Source organism: Desulfurococcus sp. (assembly GCA_026626905.1).
Taxonomy (GTDB): domain Archaea; phylum Thermoproteota; class Thermoprotei_A; order Sulfolobales; family Desulfurococcaceae; genus Desulfurococcus.
This window is the reverse complement of the sequence record JAPNUX010000008.1, coordinates 63517-78519: the sequence shown is the minus strand read 5'-3', so window position 1 is coordinate 78519 and position 15003 is coordinate 63517. Positions and strand designations below refer to the sequence as shown.

At 47.6% G+C, this 15003-nt stretch carries 26 protein-coding genes; all 26 read right to left on the bottom strand.

Annotation, left to right across the window (positions count from 1 at the left end; all coding sequences use genetic code 11):
* Positions 1 to 70: 70 nt before the first annotated feature.
* Positions 71 to 361, bottom strand: coding sequence for a 50S ribosomal protein L14e (locus OWQ48_06330; protein MCY0868825.1), 291 nt, complete (start codon positions 359 to 361; stop codon positions 71 to 73).
* Positions 362 to 399: 38 nt separating this feature from the next.
* Complete coding sequence (locus OWQ48_06325) at positions 400 to 945, bottom strand: AAA family ATPase (protein MCY0868824.1); 546 nt, start codon at positions 943 to 945, stop codon at positions 400 to 402.
* Positions 946 to 960: 15 nt separating this feature from the next.
* Positions 961 to 1239, bottom strand: coding sequence for a 50S ribosomal protein L34e (locus OWQ48_06320; GenBank protein ID MCY0868823.1), 279 nt, complete (start codon positions 1237 to 1239; stop codon positions 961 to 963).
* A 67-nt stretch (positions 1240 to 1306) separates the two neighbouring features.
* Positions 1307 to 1738, bottom strand: coding sequence for a 7tm Odorant receptor (locus OWQ48_06315; protein MCY0868822.1), 432 nt, complete (start codon positions 1736 to 1738; stop codon positions 1307 to 1309).
* Positions 1738 to 3162: a preprotein translocase subunit SecY gene (gene secY, locus OWQ48_06310; GenBank protein MCY0868821.1), complete on the bottom strand. Its 1425-nt coding sequence runs from the start codon at positions 3160 to 3162 to the stop codon at positions 1738 to 1740. The genes OWQ48_06315 and secY overlap by 1 nt, the downstream gene beginning before the upstream one ends.
* Positions 3163 to 3263: 101 nt before the next feature.
* Positions 3264 to 3713: an uL15 family ribosomal protein gene (locus OWQ48_06305; GenBank protein ID MCY0868820.1), complete on the bottom strand. Its 450-nt coding sequence runs from the start codon at positions 3711 to 3713 to the stop codon at positions 3264 to 3266.
* A gap of 10 nt (positions 3714 to 3723) precedes the next feature.
* The gene (locus OWQ48_06300; GenBank protein MCY0868819.1) at positions 3724 to 4212 is read right to left on the bottom strand and encodes a 50S ribosomal protein L30; all 489 of its coding nucleotides are present in this window, start codon (positions 4210 to 4212) and stop codon (positions 3724 to 3726) included.
* A gap of 11 nt (positions 4213 to 4223) precedes the next feature.
* Entirely contained in the window at positions 4224 to 4871 is a 648-nt protein-coding gene (locus OWQ48_06295) for a 30S ribosomal protein S5 (GenBank protein ID MCY0868818.1), read from the bottom strand.
* A 1-nt stretch (position 4872) separates the two neighbouring features.
* On the bottom strand, positions 4873 to 5472 hold the full coding sequence (locus tag OWQ48_06290; protein MCY0868817.1) for a 50S ribosomal protein L18: 600 nt from the start codon (positions 5470 to 5472) through the stop codon (positions 4873 to 4875).
* Between the two features lie 9 nt (positions 5473 to 5481).
* Positions 5482 to 5940 (bottom strand): 50S ribosomal protein L19e, encoded by a 459-nt coding sequence (locus OWQ48_06285; protein ID MCY0868816.1) that lies wholly within the window; start codon positions 5938 to 5940, stop codon positions 5482 to 5484.
* Between the two features lie 2 nt (positions 5941 to 5942).
* Positions 5943 to 6353 carry a 50S ribosomal protein L32e gene (locus OWQ48_06280; protein ID MCY0868815.1) on the bottom strand — a complete coding sequence of 137 codons (411 nt, stop codon included), beginning with the start codon at positions 6351 to 6353 and terminating at the stop codon, positions 5943 to 5945.
* Positions 6350 to 6904: a 50S ribosomal protein L6 gene (locus OWQ48_06275; GenBank protein ID MCY0868814.1), complete on the bottom strand. Its 555-nt coding sequence runs from the start codon at positions 6902 to 6904 to the stop codon at positions 6350 to 6352. The genes OWQ48_06280 and OWQ48_06275 overlap by 4 nt, the downstream gene beginning before the upstream one ends.
* Positions 6905 to 6915: 11 nt before the next feature.
* Positions 6916 to 7317 (bottom strand): 30S ribosomal protein S8, encoded by a 402-nt coding sequence (locus OWQ48_06270; GenBank protein MCY0868813.1) that lies wholly within the window; start codon positions 7315 to 7317, stop codon positions 6916 to 6918.
* Between the two features lie 10 nt (positions 7318 to 7327).
* On the bottom strand, positions 7328 to 7492 hold the full coding sequence (locus tag OWQ48_06265) for a 30S ribosomal protein S14 (GenBank protein MCY0868812.1): 165 nt from the start codon (positions 7490 to 7492) through the stop codon (positions 7328 to 7330).
* A gap of 10 nt (positions 7493 to 7502) precedes the next feature.
* Positions 7503 to 8066: a 50S ribosomal protein L5 gene (locus tag OWQ48_06260; GenBank protein ID MCY0868811.1), complete on the bottom strand. Its 564-nt coding sequence runs from the start codon at positions 8064 to 8066 to the stop codon at positions 7503 to 7505.
* Complete coding sequence (locus OWQ48_06255) at positions 8063 to 8824, bottom strand: 30S ribosomal protein S4e (GenBank protein MCY0868810.1); 762 nt, start codon at positions 8822 to 8824, stop codon at positions 8063 to 8065. Before OWQ48_06255 ends, OWQ48_06260 begins: the two co-directional genes overlap by 4 nt.
* A 1-nt stretch (position 8825) precedes the next feature.
* Entirely contained in the window at positions 8826 to 9224 is a 399-nt protein-coding gene (gene rplX / locus OWQ48_06250; protein ID MCY0868809.1) for a 50S ribosomal protein L24, read from the bottom strand.
* 15 nt (positions 9225 to 9239) lie between these two features.
* A complete protein-coding gene (locus tag OWQ48_06245; GenBank protein ID MCY0868808.1) occupies positions 9240 to 9668 on the bottom strand; it encodes a 50S ribosomal protein L14 in 429 nt (142 codons plus the stop codon).
* Positions 9668 to 10018, bottom strand: coding sequence for a 30S ribosomal protein S17 (locus OWQ48_06240; GenBank protein MCY0868807.1), 351 nt, complete (start codon positions 10016 to 10018; stop codon positions 9668 to 9670). Before OWQ48_06240 ends, OWQ48_06245 begins: the two co-directional genes overlap by 1 nt.
* A 6-nt stretch (positions 10019 to 10024) precedes the next feature.
* On the bottom strand, positions 10025 to 10297 hold the full coding sequence (locus OWQ48_06235) for a ribonuclease P protein subunit (protein ID MCY0868806.1): 273 nt from the start codon (positions 10295 to 10297) through the stop codon (positions 10025 to 10027).
* The gene (rpmC, locus tag OWQ48_06230) at positions 10294 to 10500 is read right to left on the bottom strand and encodes a 50S ribosomal protein L29 (protein ID MCY0868805.1); all 207 of its coding nucleotides are present in this window, start codon (positions 10498 to 10500) and stop codon (positions 10294 to 10296) included. The genes OWQ48_06235 and rpmC overlap by 4 nt, the downstream gene beginning before the upstream one ends.
* Positions 10490 to 11155: a 30S ribosomal protein S3 gene (locus OWQ48_06225; protein ID MCY0868804.1), complete on the bottom strand. Its 666-nt coding sequence runs from the start codon at positions 11153 to 11155 to the stop codon at positions 10490 to 10492. The genes rpmC and OWQ48_06225 overlap by 11 nt, the downstream gene beginning before the upstream one ends.
* Positions 11156 to 11157: 2 nt before the next feature.
* Entirely contained in the window at positions 11158 to 11631 is a 474-nt protein-coding gene (locus OWQ48_06220) for a 50S ribosomal protein L22 (protein ID MCY0868803.1), read from the bottom strand.
* A gap of 11 nt (positions 11632 to 11642) precedes the next feature.
* Positions 11643 to 12077: a 30S ribosomal protein S19 gene (locus tag OWQ48_06215; GenBank protein ID MCY0868802.1), complete on the bottom strand. Its 435-nt coding sequence runs from the start codon at positions 12075 to 12077 to the stop codon at positions 11643 to 11645.
* Positions 12078 to 12141: 64 nt separating this feature from the next.
* On the bottom strand, positions 12142 to 14058 hold the full coding sequence (locus OWQ48_06210) for a VWA domain-containing protein (GenBank protein ID MCY0868801.1): 1917 nt from the start codon (positions 14056 to 14058) through the stop codon (positions 12142 to 12144).
* Positions 14036 to 14953, bottom strand: coding sequence for a MoxR family ATPase (locus OWQ48_06205; protein MCY0868800.1), 918 nt, complete (start codon positions 14951 to 14953; stop codon positions 14036 to 14038). The genes OWQ48_06210 and OWQ48_06205 overlap by 23 nt, the downstream gene beginning before the upstream one ends.
* Positions 14954 to 15003: the final 50 nt, after the last annotated feature.

Genomic DNA, 15003 nt, shown 5'->3' with positions numbered 1-15003 from the left:
CGCCTCTCTCCTATATGGAAAAGAAAATCTTCGGGGTTATAATGCCTTCTAGTCTTCCAGCTACAGCCTGCTATAGTGGTGTTAGCTTCGGCTTAACAACCTCCTTCATGTAGTCTACTAAGCCGCTTTCACCTATAGCCTTTAAGACTTCCTCGTCGCTTGCACCCCTAGGTATCCTAATAGATTTCTCCGTGGGTTCTATATGCTTTATGTTAACCTTCCTCCTCTTTACCCCAGTAAGGGTTCTAGGCCCTGTGATGAGAACAAAGTTCTCGTCTATTATATCGACTACGACACATTTTCTACCTGCTTCTCTACCTGCTACTTTAACACATATTCTTCCAATCTCTATGGCTGGCACTTTAACCACCCTTTAAGCCATCATGCTACGGATCCGTTTTAACTACTCCTCTCTTTTAAAATCTTGTCTACTGCTGTTCTTATAATGCTGAATGCTTCTTCTACACCAATGAGCTTTGTATTTATAACTATGTCGAAGAATGATGTGTCATCTACGTTGAACCCGTAGTACTCCATGAATCTCTTCTTCTGTGAGTACTCTCTTATAAGCGTCTCTGAGAGAGCTTTCCCTAGTGATTTATTGTCGCGTCCAGCTATTCTCAGGATTCTAAGAGTTAACGGAGCTGTCACATACACTTTTAGATCAGCGATATCGGAGACTATCCATGCTGCTAGATGCCCGTCTACAACTATGTTGTCGCTCGCCTTAACTGTTTCAAGTGTTAGCCTATCTACTTCCATATCTATTGATGGATCCTCCATGGCTAGCCTGCTAAGCTCCTCTAGTGTCAACCCCTTCATCCTAGCATACTCTCTGAACACTGAGCCAGCTGAATAGTACTTGAAGCCGTAGTATGAGGCTAGGCGTTTAGCCTGTGTTGTCTTACCACTCCCGGGCGGGCCGCTTAAAACTATTCTAACCAATTAGATCACGCTAGCCTACAAGCGTAGCTGGGCTCTAACAGCTTCTCTGAGCCCGCGTGCAAGACACTCGTGGCATATGTAGCCTCCGTAAGGTCTCTCCGGCCTTCTCTCTGTTTTAGCGAGCTTGCGGAGCTCGCTTGGCCTGAGAGCTGGAACCCCGTTTAAGGGCTTCCCGCATATAGCGCATTTAGCTGTGCTTGGAGGCTTCTTCTCGTAGTGTACCTTCACTTCTCCACCAGGTGTTCTAACAATAACTCTCCTCCAGCTTCTACTCCTATACATTGGTCTAGGCATACTACACTCACCCTAAGCAGGCACTGTTCTAGCTAAAATTAGTGCAGGGATTAAAAGAGCTTAAGTATTAGAGTCTAGCATTCTTCGAGATTAAGCGGAATGGTATTATGAAGCCAAGGAGTGCTACCACGTAGACATGTGTCATGTAGACTCCATTACTCGCATACGAGAGGAGGGGTATAGCTACTGGTATAGTAATCCACGCCTCCCCGCCGGATAACACTGTCACTAGGACTATCATTAGAACGTAGACTAGCGTGAATACAGTGAAATTTAACGCTAAGAGTAGAATAATTCTTTTCCTCACGGACTTATAGAGGGCTCTATACTTCCTCAGCCTTCTAATATCACCTTTACTTCTAGGCTTCTCAGGTACCTGAATGGAGGTGAAAGCCTTGACTGCTTCAGCAAAGTAGGGGTGGCTTCTAACAGCTTTCACGAGTAGTGATACTAGTATTGAGAGCATGGCTGATAGCACTATTATTAGTGTTAAAAACACTACTCTCCCACCAAGCGCTTCAGTAACGGGTATGCTTCAAGAGTCCTCTCGTACGCTATCATAGCGTAGTACTGGTAGAGAATACCTATAGCGAGCAGGATACCTATACCTGTACCATACGCTCCAAGAGTATCCGCTACAATTGAGATCCCTGCTACTATAAGGCTTGAGAGCACTGTCAGCGGGTATATGTACTTGGCTAGAATACGCTCGAGGATCTTCGGGTTGCTCCTTAACCCTGGCACCTCGAAGCCACTGCTAATCAACTGCTCTGCTTGCGCAGCCGGGTTTAACCCTGCTACTTCAACCCACATAACTCCGAAGAGCACTGCGAACACTAGTACTAGAAGACTGTATACTACTAGGTGCATGGGGTCGGCTAGAGCACTATACAAGCCGCTGGGAGATGAGAGGTAGTATGCAAGGCCTCCTATAAGCCGTCCAGTTTCATCATACTTTGCTAGAAGGTCAGCTATGCTTGCAGGTACTACTGTAGCAAGATAATTCCTCAGGATCATCGCGTAGATTAAAACATTCGAGTACAGTATGCCTATGAATAGAACCGGTATGTTAGTCACATAGAGGAACTGCAAGGGGATCTTCGTTTTAACACCATGGAGTCTCGGCGAGGTAACCGGGACTTCTATCTTCATGCTGTTAAGGTATACGAGTAGCAGGAGGATGACTATAGTTGCAATTAAGCCTACGAGATCCCTTCCCCTTGCTCTCACCAGCAGGTCGCTCCAGCTCCCTCCGCTCGATAAGTGCTGAATGAGGTAGGGAATGAAGCCTATGTACTCGCCTTGATAGGTTACAGTGCTGAATGTATTCCAGAATATTGTTGTCGCCACGCCTGCTAGGATGAACAGGGATACGCCTGAACCGATACCCCACCCCTTCTGTATCATCTCGTCGAGCGTGATAACCATGTAGGATGCTATGAAGAGTTGAAGCCCGACAATTAAGCGTGTACTCCACGTGGCGCTACAGCTTGTTATAGGGTTACCGAGTGGAGTCCAGTAGCGGCATGAGAGAACGTACATTGCTGACTCAAAGACTGCTAGTATTATGGCGAGAGTCTTCTGAGCCATAGTGAAGACTCGGCGGTTCTCGGGGTCTGTTAGATCCAGGTCCACGAGCTTTGCTCCCACGAGGATCTGCATTATTAAGCCTGCTGTGACTATAGGGCCTATGCCTAGCTCCATTAGAGTTCCTCTGCTCGACGCGAATATCACTTGTATTAGCATTATCTGCTGGGGGCCAGCGTAGGATATACCGTATAGAGGCGTGCTAGCCATGATCATGTAGACTACTAGGGCTACACCAGTCCAGAACAACCTCTCGTACATCGATGGCTTGGTCTTAGGCTTCGCTACTGTAGGTATGTAGTCGGCTACCCTAGCAAGCAGGTTAAGTAACCCCATCTCTAGATCCGCTCGTTAACTCTGTGTACTTGAAGCTAGATTTGTAGAGGGTGAAAGAGATTAAAATAATTAGTCTTAATAATCCTATCTTACAGCCTCTCCTAGCTGCTACCTGGGGTTACCACTATACCGCCCGCTTCCTCTATCTTTCTTCTGGCATCCTCGCTTACTTCCTTAGCGATAACTTTGAGCCTCCTGGTGACTCTACCTGATCCTAGTACTTTACTTATACCCATGCTCACGGTATCTAAGACTGTTAATCCATCCTCTACTACAGCTTTACCTGTGAGAGTCATCTTGTATGCTATCTCATCGAGCTCGCCTACATTAATCACTGCCTTCTCCTCGATTTTACTGCGGGGTAGGAAGCCGTGCTTACCATACCAGTTTGGAGCGTGCTTTAGAATCCACGTCCACTTATGCTTATGGAATCCCACTGCCCCGAAGCCTCCGCGGGACCCGCTCTTCCTGTGCTGGCCTACCCTCCCCCAGCCCATGGTTCTAGTTCTACCACGGAGCTTTCTGGATTTCTTCTTCTTTCTCACCGTCATAGTAAACCACCTACAGCATTCTCTCAATTAACTCGTTTATCTTCTCCCCGCTGTAACCCAGCCAGCCGCCTTGACCGGTGGGTTTCTTCACTGAGCCCTTTAATCCTTTTCTAGGGGGATGCATTCTGAAGACTGGTTTCACGATGTTATCTATCTTATGGAGTAATATTCTTCCCTCTAGTAGTGCGTCAGCTAGATCCTCCAGGCTTTTCACTCCCTGGGAGCCTAGATTACTGGCTATGTAGTCGTCTGTGAGTCTTCTACCTCCTGGCCCTCTCCCTCTAGCTTTAAGTAGTTTCACTAGGGTCTCCCTGCTAACCTCGCCCCATGCAGCCCAATCCTTGATCTTCTCGAGCATGCCCTGCAGTCCCGGTAGACTTGACGGGTATAGTGTTAGATGGTATCTTTTATGGAGTCTCAGAAGTTTCAGAGTGTACTCGACATCCGGGGGTGTGTCAGCCTGTCCCCTCAACCTTATAATAGCGTAGAGTTTGCTCATAGCCTGGTCACCTAGGCTTTAACCCAGTCTAGCGGGGTTGTGAACTTGTAGGTGTTGCTGAGCGCGTTTGCAACTGCTTTAGCAAAGTTTAGTGTGGTCCTAGTTTCCCCGAAGCTTTGAGTCCACACGTCTCTGATACCAGCTAGTCTTAATACTACTTTAGCTGCATCTCCTGCAACTAGTCCTGTCCCGCGTGGAGCAGGCTTTAACACTACTTCAACACTACCACTTTTACCGCGCGTTGTAAATGGGATGCTGTGGGGTTCACCGCACCTGCACTCCCAGCTACCGCATCCTCTTCTAACAGGCCTTATGTTCAGCTTAGCGTTTCTAAGTGCTTTCGCCAGTGCATCAGTGAACTGCTTGGCTTTACCTGTCCCTACACCGACGAAGCCGTTCCCGTTGCCTACGACGACTACTACTAGGAACTTTGTTCTCCTGCCTGCATCAGTCATCTTCTGGACTATCTTGGTATCTATTCTCTCGTAGACTAGGTCTGGTAGCAGGTAGTCTACGATCTCTGGTTCCAGTAAGGGTAGGTTCTTATCGAATATCTCTTTGAGGCTTGTTATCTTGCCTTCTAATACCATCTTGCCTACACGCGTCCTGGGAACCCACTTACTAAGGGCTTCCTTATCGACTGCGCTTGCCGACAACATATCACCCCTGCTTAAACCCGTAGTGCTTTAAAATACTGTTTTTAACCTCCTCGAAGTGGGCTGGGAGGTCTTCCGGCTGCAGGCCGCTTGCAAGATACCTGGAAAACCTCTTCTCGAGTAAACCCGCCTCCCTTAATACTTTAGCGTAGGATGCTATATGCTCGCCTCTAATTCTCTCCTCTGAAGGAAATACTTCACTGCTAGCAGGTACTTTAAGTCCTACTTCATTAGCAGCTTTTATAGCCGCGAATACAATGGAGCCCTTGGTTGGACGGTGCAACCCTATATCTGGCACAGCGTATTTAACACCTTTCTCAAGGGCTCTGAGAGCAGCAAGCAAGCCTGTCAGGTAGGCTGCAGGCGTGTTACTCGTGCCGGCTTTCCACCCAAACTTCTTTCTAAGCTCGCTGGAGTGAGCTGCTGCTATAACTACATCTCCCTGAGGCTTTGCCTCTACTACTTGAACCCAGATATAGTTCAATGTCTTCCTTACAACGAACCTAGGGTGCTTTGAGAGAATCATTATGTAGCGCTTACGGTAATTGGTCTTCCCTTCTCTCCTCCTCCTTCTTGGAACCTTGTAGCGGGGTCCTCTAGCCATTTAAACCACCTATCTAACCTCCCTTAGTATATTGTTTTCCTTGAGGTAGAGTTTCAGGGATGCAAGACTACTGAACTGGCCGCCTTTAGCGAGCATGTAAAGTCTTCTATAAGTCCTGCGGTCTATGAGCTTGCGGTCCCTCAGGCTTCTCAGGTATCTTCTAATCTTTCTAATCCTGTTCATCCACTCCTCTTTACTATTGCTCCTAGCGTTCTTACTCCCTTTTCTCTTACCGTGCCCTCTGCTCCTGCCTTTAACTCTCTGCTTCTGTCTCACTTTAGAGCTGTAGCCTGCGATCCCGTGTTCAGGTTTAACTCTTATTACTCCATCATTGATCAGCTTTTTCACATCCTTCCTGGTTATTGCAGCCTCTACATCTTCTACTCTAGAGGGGTCTATCCATATTCTTGAAACTCCTACCCCCAGTATCTCGGCTGCAAGCTTCTTCTGAAGTGATAGATCGCTCATCTCTAAGCACCCTGGGACTCTAGTATTCTAGGGGGATTAGCTACCTTTAAGCCTTTAGAGACAGCTGCCTTGTATATCTCTATAGCCTTCTTCAAGCCGACGCTTCCGCCAATGTACACTATGTGTCTGCTTGCATCAAGGCTCTCAAGGTCTCCGGGACTGTATACTACCACAGGCTCTAAGCCTGTAGGGTGAAGACCTCTTACAAGCCTGGGGCTCCTGTAGCCTACTTTAACTAGAGGCGGGTATCCTTTAAGCTGGAGTCTCATCTTGTTGTCTATACCCTTTGGCTTCCTCCAGGCAGGATTATTCTTAAACTTCGGCTTCTTCCACCACTCGTACCTGTAGAAGTCTGGCCTACTCCTCTTCATAATCTCTCTTAGTTTAAGGAGGCGTTCAATCTCAGGGTTCATGAGGCCTCACCCTTCTCGTAGATGTATATTCCATCCATGAAGATCCTTCTATCTCTATCTGTAACCTTAGTGGCTCTCTCAATAGATGCAGCTGTAAGCCCGACTTCCTCTATGTCTACTCCTTCAACTATTACTTCATCGCCTTTAACTGACACTTTAACGTTCCCGTATATTCTCGCAATTCTATCTGACCTTTCACCCATGAAGTTTTTTATCCTGACAACCCTGTTCTTCTCGTCTACTGTGACGCTCATAGGGAAGTGCGAGTATATGATTTTAAGCTTGTACCTGTAGCCTCTCATGACACCTGTAATCATGTTGCGTATGTGGGCTGCAATGGATCCTACGAGAGCTTTAAGCTTCCTGTCAGCTCTGTAGGCTTCAACTACTACTGAGTCGTCTTCAAGTCTCACGATGACGCCTCTAGCGTGGCTAAAGTCTCTGGTTATAAAGCCCTTCGGGCCTCTAACTGTAACCTTTAAGCCATCTACTTCGACTGCTATGCCCTCTGGTATCCTCACCTTCTCAGCCACATAGAGCATCTTGGCCAAGCTCTACCACCTCAGTAGCAGTATGCTAGGAGTACCCCGCCTGTATGCTTCTCTACAGCCTCCTTGTGGGATAACACGCCGTAGGGAGTCGAGACTATTACTACTCCTATATTGTATGCTGGGAGATACCGTTTAAGCCAGTCTGGGAACTCCTCGAGCTCCTTGTACTTGACTGGGTATCTAGGCTTAATGACGCCTATCTTATTGATTCTCCCCAGTAGCTGTATCTTTATCTTACCCCATCTCCCGTCATCAATGTACTCGAACTCCCCTATGTATCCCTCCCGTTGGAGGACTTTCAGCACGTTAAGAGTTAGCTTAGATGCCGGCCAGACTACAACCTCCTTCTTAGCTCTCATCTCAGCGTTGTATATCGCTGAGAGGGCGTTTGCGAGAGTATCCATGACCACCATTACTAACCACCTAATCGTACTTCTTGAAGCCTATGACTGTTGCAACCTCCCTAAAGCACTGCCTGCAGAGGTAAAGACCGTAAGCCTGTATAACTGCATCTCTCGACCCGCATCTAACACAGACCTGAGTGCCACGGCCATACTTATTCATTTTTGGAGGCTTGAATTTAGCCATAAGAAGTCACCTACCCTTCTACTATTTCAACACCAAACAACTGCTTTAATAGAACCATTGCTTCAAGCTTGCTTACCCTGTGCCTTCTAGGAATACTAGTTCTAGCACGCTTCCGCCTCATTACTCTGTACCCGGGTCTCTCAATGGTGACCGCTACATCCATGCCGAATATCCCTATCTCCGGGTCGTATCTGACTCCAGGCATGTGGATGTGCTCCTTGATGCCGATGCTGACATTTCCATGATCATCGAAGCTTGAAGCCTTCAGCCTGTAGCCTACAGTCTCGAAGACCTTCCTGAGGAATGCTAAAGCCTTCTCCCCCCTTAAGGTCACCTTGGCGGCAATATTCTCGCCCTTCCTGATCCCGAAGTCCTTGATTGTTCTCTTAGCCCTCCTGGGAACAGGCTTCTGCCCTGTTAGCTCCTCGAGGACTCGTATTGCTTTCGGGAGTCTTTCAGTCTCAGCTCCAACACTTATGTTAACGGTGACCTTAGCTATGAATGGTTTAAGCATTGGATTTCTACTCCACTTCTCAAGAATCTCTTTTTCAACCTCGCTTGTAAGAGCTATCACCGCCAGGCACCCTCTGGGAGCTTTATTAACGGCTTATCAATGCCTATTGGGAATGCATAGTCAAGGCTTGTCTGGAATCTACTACCATTCGCGTCTTCAAGGGTGACTATGCTTCTATACCTCCTCATACCTCTATGAATGGATACTATTCTACCTACCCTCCCAATGTTTCTACCACCGGAGATTATGGCTATCACGCCCTCCTTTAATGGGATGTAGTCTAGTAGCTGCTGGCCTGGAATAGATATCTTTACAGTGCCTAGTGTATCATAGATGTCTTCAACAGGGTTTCTTGGATCGTTGACTCTCACAAGGAGGTTTCGGCCATCGTGAAGGTTTAACTGTATGTGCCCTCCCTTCACAGTTGTCTTATCTTCAATCCTACACAGCTTGAATGAAGCCTCCTCCCTTGAGATCTCTATTAAATCTAAGACTTTTGTAGGCACAGGGATAACCCTGTAGAATACGCCTGTATCTACTACTTCAACTACATCCATTGCTCCAACCGGGAACTTGTAGTCTCTCCTAGTCTTCCCATCAATCTTGAAGTGTCCTTCAGCTATGAGCCTCCTAGCCTCCTTACCTGTCTTAGCGTACCCCAGGATATCTCTTACAAGTATAAGCAGCGGTATGGATCTCTCAATAGCGTGGGGTCCCGGGGAAGGCTTAACAGTCCACTTATACTCCTTTCTAAGTATAGGCCAGTATCTAGGCGCGCTAAGCGCTTTTAAATGCCTACTTCCACCCATGCTACCCATTTCAACCAGCCTCTCCAGCCTGCTCGACTATACTGGTCTTCCTGCGCTCTACTATGTTAAGCCTCCACTTGTCACTTAAATCAGCCTTTATAATCATGACTTTACTTGGATGTATCGGCACGTAGATAGGGGTTCCATCAGCCTTCTTCCTCTGAACTCCCTCTACGTGTATTCTAATACGCTTTAAATCTACTTCTACAACCTTACCTTCATGCCCCTTGAACTCGCCTCTCATAATCCTCACGGTATCCCCCTGCTTGACCGGCAGCCTTTTAACACCCAGTTTTTCTGCTAGCTCCTCGGATAGCTTAGCGTTGAAGAGCTTGTGCTTTAAGTGGAGTGGCATCTCTACAAGCTGCTTTCTCTGCTTGCTCGGCTTAGCTGAGCTTGTAAGCGGCATAGTCTACTCCACCTCTCAGACTATTATTGAGGCTAGATTCGCTATCTGAGGCCATCTCTCAGCAGCCTCTTTAGCTATAGGCCCACGTATCTCGGTACCTTTAGGTGTCCCCTCGGGTGTTAGAATGACGACTGCGTTATCCTCGAAGGCTACCCAGGTGCCGTCGGGCCTCTTGTAAGGCCTCTTCTGCCGTACTATTATCGCCTTAAAAATCTTCTTCCTCATCTCGGGTGTCCCCTTCTTCACGCTGACGACAACGAGGTCTCCTACACCAGCTGGTGGAACTCTTCTCAGTCTTCCATGGTACTCTGGGACACCTATAATTAAGACTTCCCTGGCACCACTATTATCAGCTACCTTAACCCTCGACATTACCTGGAGGCCTGTGTTAATCCTCCTCCTGGAGATAGCTGGCTTGCCTGCTACAGCTCTCTTCGCACCCATTACTCACCACCTCTTCTAGCCACACCTAAGACAACAAATGAAACCGTCTTTGCTAGAGGCCTTGTTTCACCTATAATGACTGTATCCCCTTCGCTGACATCTATGCATGGGGGTAGGTGAGCGTGAATATTCTTATGCCTCTTCTCGTACCTCATGTACTTTTTAACGTAGTGGAGGTACTCGTGTCTAACTACAACTGTCCTGTGCATTCTCTTCTTGACGACTACGCCTGTCAGAATAACTCCTCTAACCTTAAGGTTCCCATGCCACGGGCACTTAGGGTCACTACACGTTTTCTCAGGTGGCTGAACACCTGGTATCCCGATATTGTTTACTTTAACCTGACTCATAGTAATCTACCTCAAAGCACTCTTTAATCTCTCCCATGGTCTCCCAACAATCTTCCACCCTTTAATAACAATGGTCTCGCCGGAGGGCATGGTAAACTCGAATAAACCGTTAAACTTGAAGACTCTTACCCTCCTGCCGTCAGCTGTCTCAACTAGAATAGTCTTGAGGGTTTCATCGACAACTACGCCTTCAAGCCCTACGAGCTTACGATCCGGGTACTCGAGGACTCTAATTTTCAATCCAATTAAATCGTGTCTAATAGTACTAGCTCTCCTCACTCTCCTGCACCTCTAGCTCCACTAGTCTCCCGTATTACTGTTAGTATCCTAGCTATATCCCGCTTCACGTTTCTAATCCTAGCTGTATTAGTTAGAGTCCCCATTCTAGCTTGTAGTCTTAGCTTCACTAGCTCTAATCTCAGCTCGTTAAGCTTTCTCACTCTCTCCTCGGGGCTCATCTTTCTTATCTCACTAGCCTTCACTACTACCACCCTGCTGGACTTTAGGCTTGAGGTCCTCTAGCTCCTGGGGGCTAGGGGTTTTCAAGGTCACCTGGTCTGGTAGCCTTACGCCTGGTTTAACTATGACTACTTCAACACCGTATATTCCTGGTTTTAGGAGGGCTTTAGCTACTGCTCTATCAACAATGTATTCTACTGGCTCGCCGGTCTTGTAGACTCTCCCAGCCTTCAGCTTCTCGTATGTTGCTCTCTCACCTCTAAGCTTACCGCTTACAACTATTTCTGCGCCTACTGCTCCAGCCTCCATTATCCTTCTAAGCATGTACATCATTACGCGACGGTAGTGCATCCCTTTCTCTAGAGCTCTCACTATTCTGAAGGCTACAACCCTCGCGTTTAAGTCTGGGTCGACTACAGGTGATATTGTTATGCTGGTGTTTTCGAGTCCTAATCTATTCTCCATGATGGCTGTCAGCTTCTTTATTACGCTTCCACCTCTACCTATCAGCCTGCTCGGGTACTCTGCGTATATCACCACGCGGTGGCCTGTGGGAGTTCTATAGAGCTCTACGCCAGCGTACCCTGCATCCTTGAAGTAGCTGGCTAATACTTCATCCACCATTAGCTTCTTCAAACCGTAGCTTAGGAAGTATGATTTAACGCGTGGTCCAACCAAGCCTACTCCACCTCGCCTACAATGACTTCTAGATGACTCATCCTACGGTACTTGGGTGTTGCCCGGCCGAAGGCTCTAGGCATATACCTCTTCAGAGTTAAGCCTTTATGAGCTGCTATATGGATTATGACTAGCTTACTTTTATCCAGTCCTTTATTCTCAGCGTTAGCTTCAACATTCCTCAGTACTTCAAGAGCGTATTTAGCTCCCTTGACAGGGTATCTTCCAGAAGGCCACTTGAACCTGTCAGCTAGCCCCCTCTTATGGCTTAGCTTCCCGTGATACCTTCTAAACGGCACCGGCTGCTTCAGCTTGATGACTTCCTCGAGGAATCTTATAGCATCGCTGAGCTTCATTCCTTTAAGCGTATAGGCTATTTCACGCATGTACTTGATTGAAACAGGTATATCGTATCTAACTGCTTTAGCAATCTTTGACTCATCCTCGAATTTAACAGAGTAGTGCCATGTAGGCATTGCACACCCACCTACTTCACTGCTATGAATCGACTCGCCTTGGTAGCCTTCAACCCAGGCTCTCCATGTGTAACCTTCTTCGTGCTTGGACTGAACTCTCCCAGATAATGCCCTATCATTTCAGGGGTGATCTTAACAGGCACGAACTCCTTTCCATTGTAGACTGCTATAGTAAGCCCAACCATTTCTGGAAGCACAACCATGTCTCTCACATGAGTCTTTATGACAGCCTTCTTAGCTAGCTCGGGGTTCCTGAGGATCCTCCTGATCTTTGCTAGTAGTTTTATCTGGGCTCTAGTTAAACCTCTCTTAAGACTCCTCCTCTGTCTCGCTGGAAGAATGTTTACTAGCTCATCCATGGACATGCTTAAGAGCTCCTCTAGACTCCTGCCTCTATACTTAAACTTCCTCCATTCAACCGGTATCTCCTGCGGGCTTAGCGCCAAGCTACTCAACCCCTCCTAATTCACTTTAAACCTGTTAAGCACTCAGTATTACAGCATACTAGATTCATTTTTTAAGACTAATCTTCCTTTTTAAAATAATCGGTATGCTCTCGGGGTTCTCTACAGCTACAACATCGCATCCCGCACTCCTGTACTTCTCTGCTACTACATCGCTAGTAGTGTAGGGTGTCAACGCTACTATCCTTAACCCCTTACTAGTCAGGCTGCCTGCAACACTCCAGGGCTCCTCGCCGGGCACTGTCTGCTTGAGGTCGCTGAATAAGAGCAGGGTTTTCGAGCCTGTCTTCAATGCTAGCTCGCCGGCTACTCTAAGCGCTCTAGAGATATTCGTGTACCCCTTAAAGCCCTCAGTGTAAAGCTTCTCGAGGAATCCCGCGAGAACAGCCACAGTCTTCCTGGAGGGAAGCTTGTAGACCCGTGCCTCCTCGCTGAAGACTACTACATGCGATGTAGCAGGTAGAGTGAATGCAAGTGAGAGAATAGACCATAGTGAGAACCTAGCCATGCTACCGCTGACATCAACTACTCCTATAAGCCTCCTCCGCTTCACCCGCCCCTTGAAGACTGAATTGTAGTTGAATCTCACCCACTTATACATGGTTTCCCTGACCTCCAGCCTCCCCTTCACGCCTACAGCTTTACGCTTCTGCGGGAGGCCAGCTTTCTTCCTCATGTAGTTTAAGAGCCTTAGGCCTAGTACCACGGCCTTCTTGACTAGAACTGGATCCAGAATCCCTCTCCTCGAGTACTCATCGCCAAGCTTAATCGATATTAACTCGAGTGCATCAAGACTCATCTCCCTTCCAAGCAGGAAGAGAAGTCTTCCATCGTCACCGTTAATTATGCTTTCAAGGATCGGCTTGTACCTGGGGTCTAGTATTGAAGCATCTATTCTTTCAGCTACGTGTAGAGCGTAAGTCTTGTAGGATGCATCCCCGGTTAAAAGGTATTCGAGATAGCTTCCTATGGCCTCGCCGAGAGCCACCTTCCCTGCTAATGGTTCGCTTAAGCCTCCGAGACCCTTAAGATCCATTAGAGTGATAGGGTTTAAGCTCTCGTAGAAGCCGGGGTCTCTCACCTTCCTTCTCAGGCTTCTCAGAATACTCCACCTCTCCTTTAACGGCAGCCTCTCAATTTCTCTCGCTAGCCTCTCTCTTCTCGCAGCCACGTACTCTTCTACTGTGTCAATGTAGGGTAGTAGATGTAAGGGGACTTCCACGCCGGTTACTCCTTTAAGAGCATCTCTTAATGCGTCTTCAAGTCTTCTAGCGTCGCTTGGAGCCGGCTTCCACCCGTTTAGAATCCGTTTTCTTAACTCCTCTGTGATCCTTGCGTCAACACTAGCATTAAACCCGTAGTATTCTCCAGCTAGGGATACAAGCTCGCTTGTACTAGCATTCTCGAGGAGGCTTCTAGTTATCACTTTACTCCAGAGGCTACTGGAGACTTCTTTAAGGTAGCGGCTTATATCCTCTAAGGCTACCTCGCACCTCTCATTGCTTAAAGAGCGCTGCGCCTCTACTCTACTCGCTATCAGCGAGCCATCAGACCGCTTTTTAAGCACTCCGCTTCTTCTCAACCATATGTACGTGAGCACTTCATCCCTCGAAGAGGATTCACTAAGCAGCCTGCTGGCTGTTAAACGACGGCTTCTACCCAGCCTTCTCCAGAGGTTCTCTGCAGGCTGGAAGTACTCTACAAGACCCTCCCTGGAGCCCCCGGGATGCTTTAGCTTTAAGCCTAGTGACTCAGCTAGAGCCTCCTCTAGGCTAGCTAAGATGCCTTCATCTCTTGCTAGTGCTTTAAGTGCAAGCTTCATTTTAACGTAGAGTACAAGCTTGTCGACCGGGGTCTCTCTTAGCTCGCTCAACCTGGGTTTTAAAGCCTCTATCTCTCTTGAGATAGCCTCGTCAACTAGGCTTCTCGCATCCATACTGCTACTCGAGGAGTTCTTCGACAAGCTCTCTATCCTCCGGGTTCTTGTAGAGGACGGCTTTACCCGCCTCGCGCAGATCTTCCTCGCTTGCTTTCTCCCTACCCTTCATATCTGAGATTAAAGCTGTAAGAGTCAGCCATGTAACAGTCTCGGAGATACCTGGCTTGTAGACTGCTTTACTCCTCAGCTTATTGACTACCTCGAGCGCCTTGAAGACTATGTTGTCGTCAAGCCTCCTGCTTAAATCGCCTAGCTTAAGCTTGAGTATCTCGTACTCCTCCTGTATAGACGGGTAGTGGAATTCTACTCTTACAACTCTCCTGAGGAAGGCATCGCTCAACTCTCCTTGAGCTATATCGTAGGGGTTGCTGGTAAATACTACCTGGAATCCCATCCCGCTCTGATAGTATACCTTCTTGAGCTCCGGTATAATGATCCTCCTCTTATCTATTATATCCAGGAGGAGGTTCTGGAACTCCTCGCTACTCCTCCTGATCTCATCTATTAGGACGCCTGCCTCCATTATCAGCCCTGCTAGTAGAGGCCTAGGTATAAAGCTCTCCTCATTGAATCCCTTAGCCATAGCCATAGCTGGATGGAAGTCTCCTATAACCCTGTACTCATCGTAGTTCTCACTGCAGGGTAGTACAAAGGGCTTCTTACCGCTCCACAAGTATAGTATTGCCTCACCAATCTCAGTTTTACCGGTTCCCGGGGGGCCCTCGTAGAGGACAGGTCTATTATTTATGAACGCAGATAACGTTATGTAGACAACATAGGGTTTAACGATAAGCTTAAACTCTTCTCTTAGAACCCTGATCATCTCCTCAGGGTCTCTAACCGGCTGCCTAGTCTCGACAACAGGCCCATATATCTCGTATACCTTCCTCACGATCGGGTCAGTTGTATCCAGGTGCATTCATGTTAACCCATGAAACTAGTAGACCCCTGTAAAATAACAGCTGGAGG

Coding starts and splice junctions, on each gene's coding strand:
- OWQ48_06255 (MCY0868810.1), bottom strand. CDS start 8,824: ATGGGTAGCATGGGTGGAAGTAGGCATTTAAAAGCGCTTAGCGCGCCT.
- OWQ48_06295 (MCY0868818.1), bottom strand. CDS start 4,871: ATGTTGTCGGCAAGCGCAGTCGATAAGGAAGCCCTTAGTAAGTGGGTT.
- OWQ48_06205 (MCY0868800.1), bottom strand. CDS start 14,953: ATGCACCTGGATACAACTGACCCGATCGTGAGGAAGGTATACGAGATA.
- secY (MCY0868821.1), bottom strand. CDS start 3,162: ATGGGGTTACTTAACCTGCTTGCTAGGGTAGCCGACTACATACCTACA.
- OWQ48_06290 (MCY0868817.1), bottom strand. CDS start 5,472: ATGGCTAGAGGACCCCGCTACAAGGTTCCAAGAAGGAGGAGGAGAGAA.
- OWQ48_06305 (MCY0868820.1), bottom strand. CDS start 3,713: ATGACGGTGAGAAAGAAGAAGAAATCCAGAAAGCTCCGTGGTAGAACT.
- OWQ48_06220 (MCY0868803.1), bottom strand. CDS start 11,631: ATGCCTACATGGCACTACTCTGTTAAATTCGAGGATGAGTCAAAGATT.
- OWQ48_06300 (MCY0868819.1), bottom strand. CDS start 4,212: ATGAGCAAACTCTACGCTATTATAAGGTTGAGGGGACAGGCTGACACA.
- OWQ48_06270 (MCY0868813.1), bottom strand. CDS start 7,317: ATGGTGGTCATGGATACTCTCGCAAACGCCCTCTCAGCGATATACAAC.
- rplX (MCY0868809.1), bottom strand. CDS start 9,224: ATGCCGCTTACAAGCTCAGCTAAGCCGAGCAAGCAGAGAAAGCAGCTT.
- OWQ48_06245 (MCY0868808.1), bottom strand. CDS start 9,668: ATGGGTGCGAAGAGAGCTGTAGCAGGCAAGCCAGCTATCTCCAGGAGG.
- OWQ48_06265 (MCY0868812.1), bottom strand. CDS start 7,492: ATGGCTAAATTCAAGCCTCCAAAAATGAATAAGTATGGCCGTGGCACT.
- OWQ48_06240 (MCY0868807.1), bottom strand. CDS start 10,018: ATGAGTCAGGTTAAAGTAAACAATATCGGGATACCAGGTGTTCAGCCA.
- OWQ48_06320 (MCY0868823.1), bottom strand. CDS start 1,239: ATGCCTAGACCAATGTATAGGAGTAGAAGCTGGAGGAGAGTTATTGTT.
- OWQ48_06285 (MCY0868816.1), bottom strand. CDS start 5,940: ATGAGCGATCTATCACTTCAGAAGAAGCTTGCAGCCGAGATACTGGGG.
- OWQ48_06280 (MCY0868815.1), bottom strand. CDS start 6,353: ATGAACCCTGAGATTGAACGCCTCCTTAAACTAAGAGAGATTATGAAG.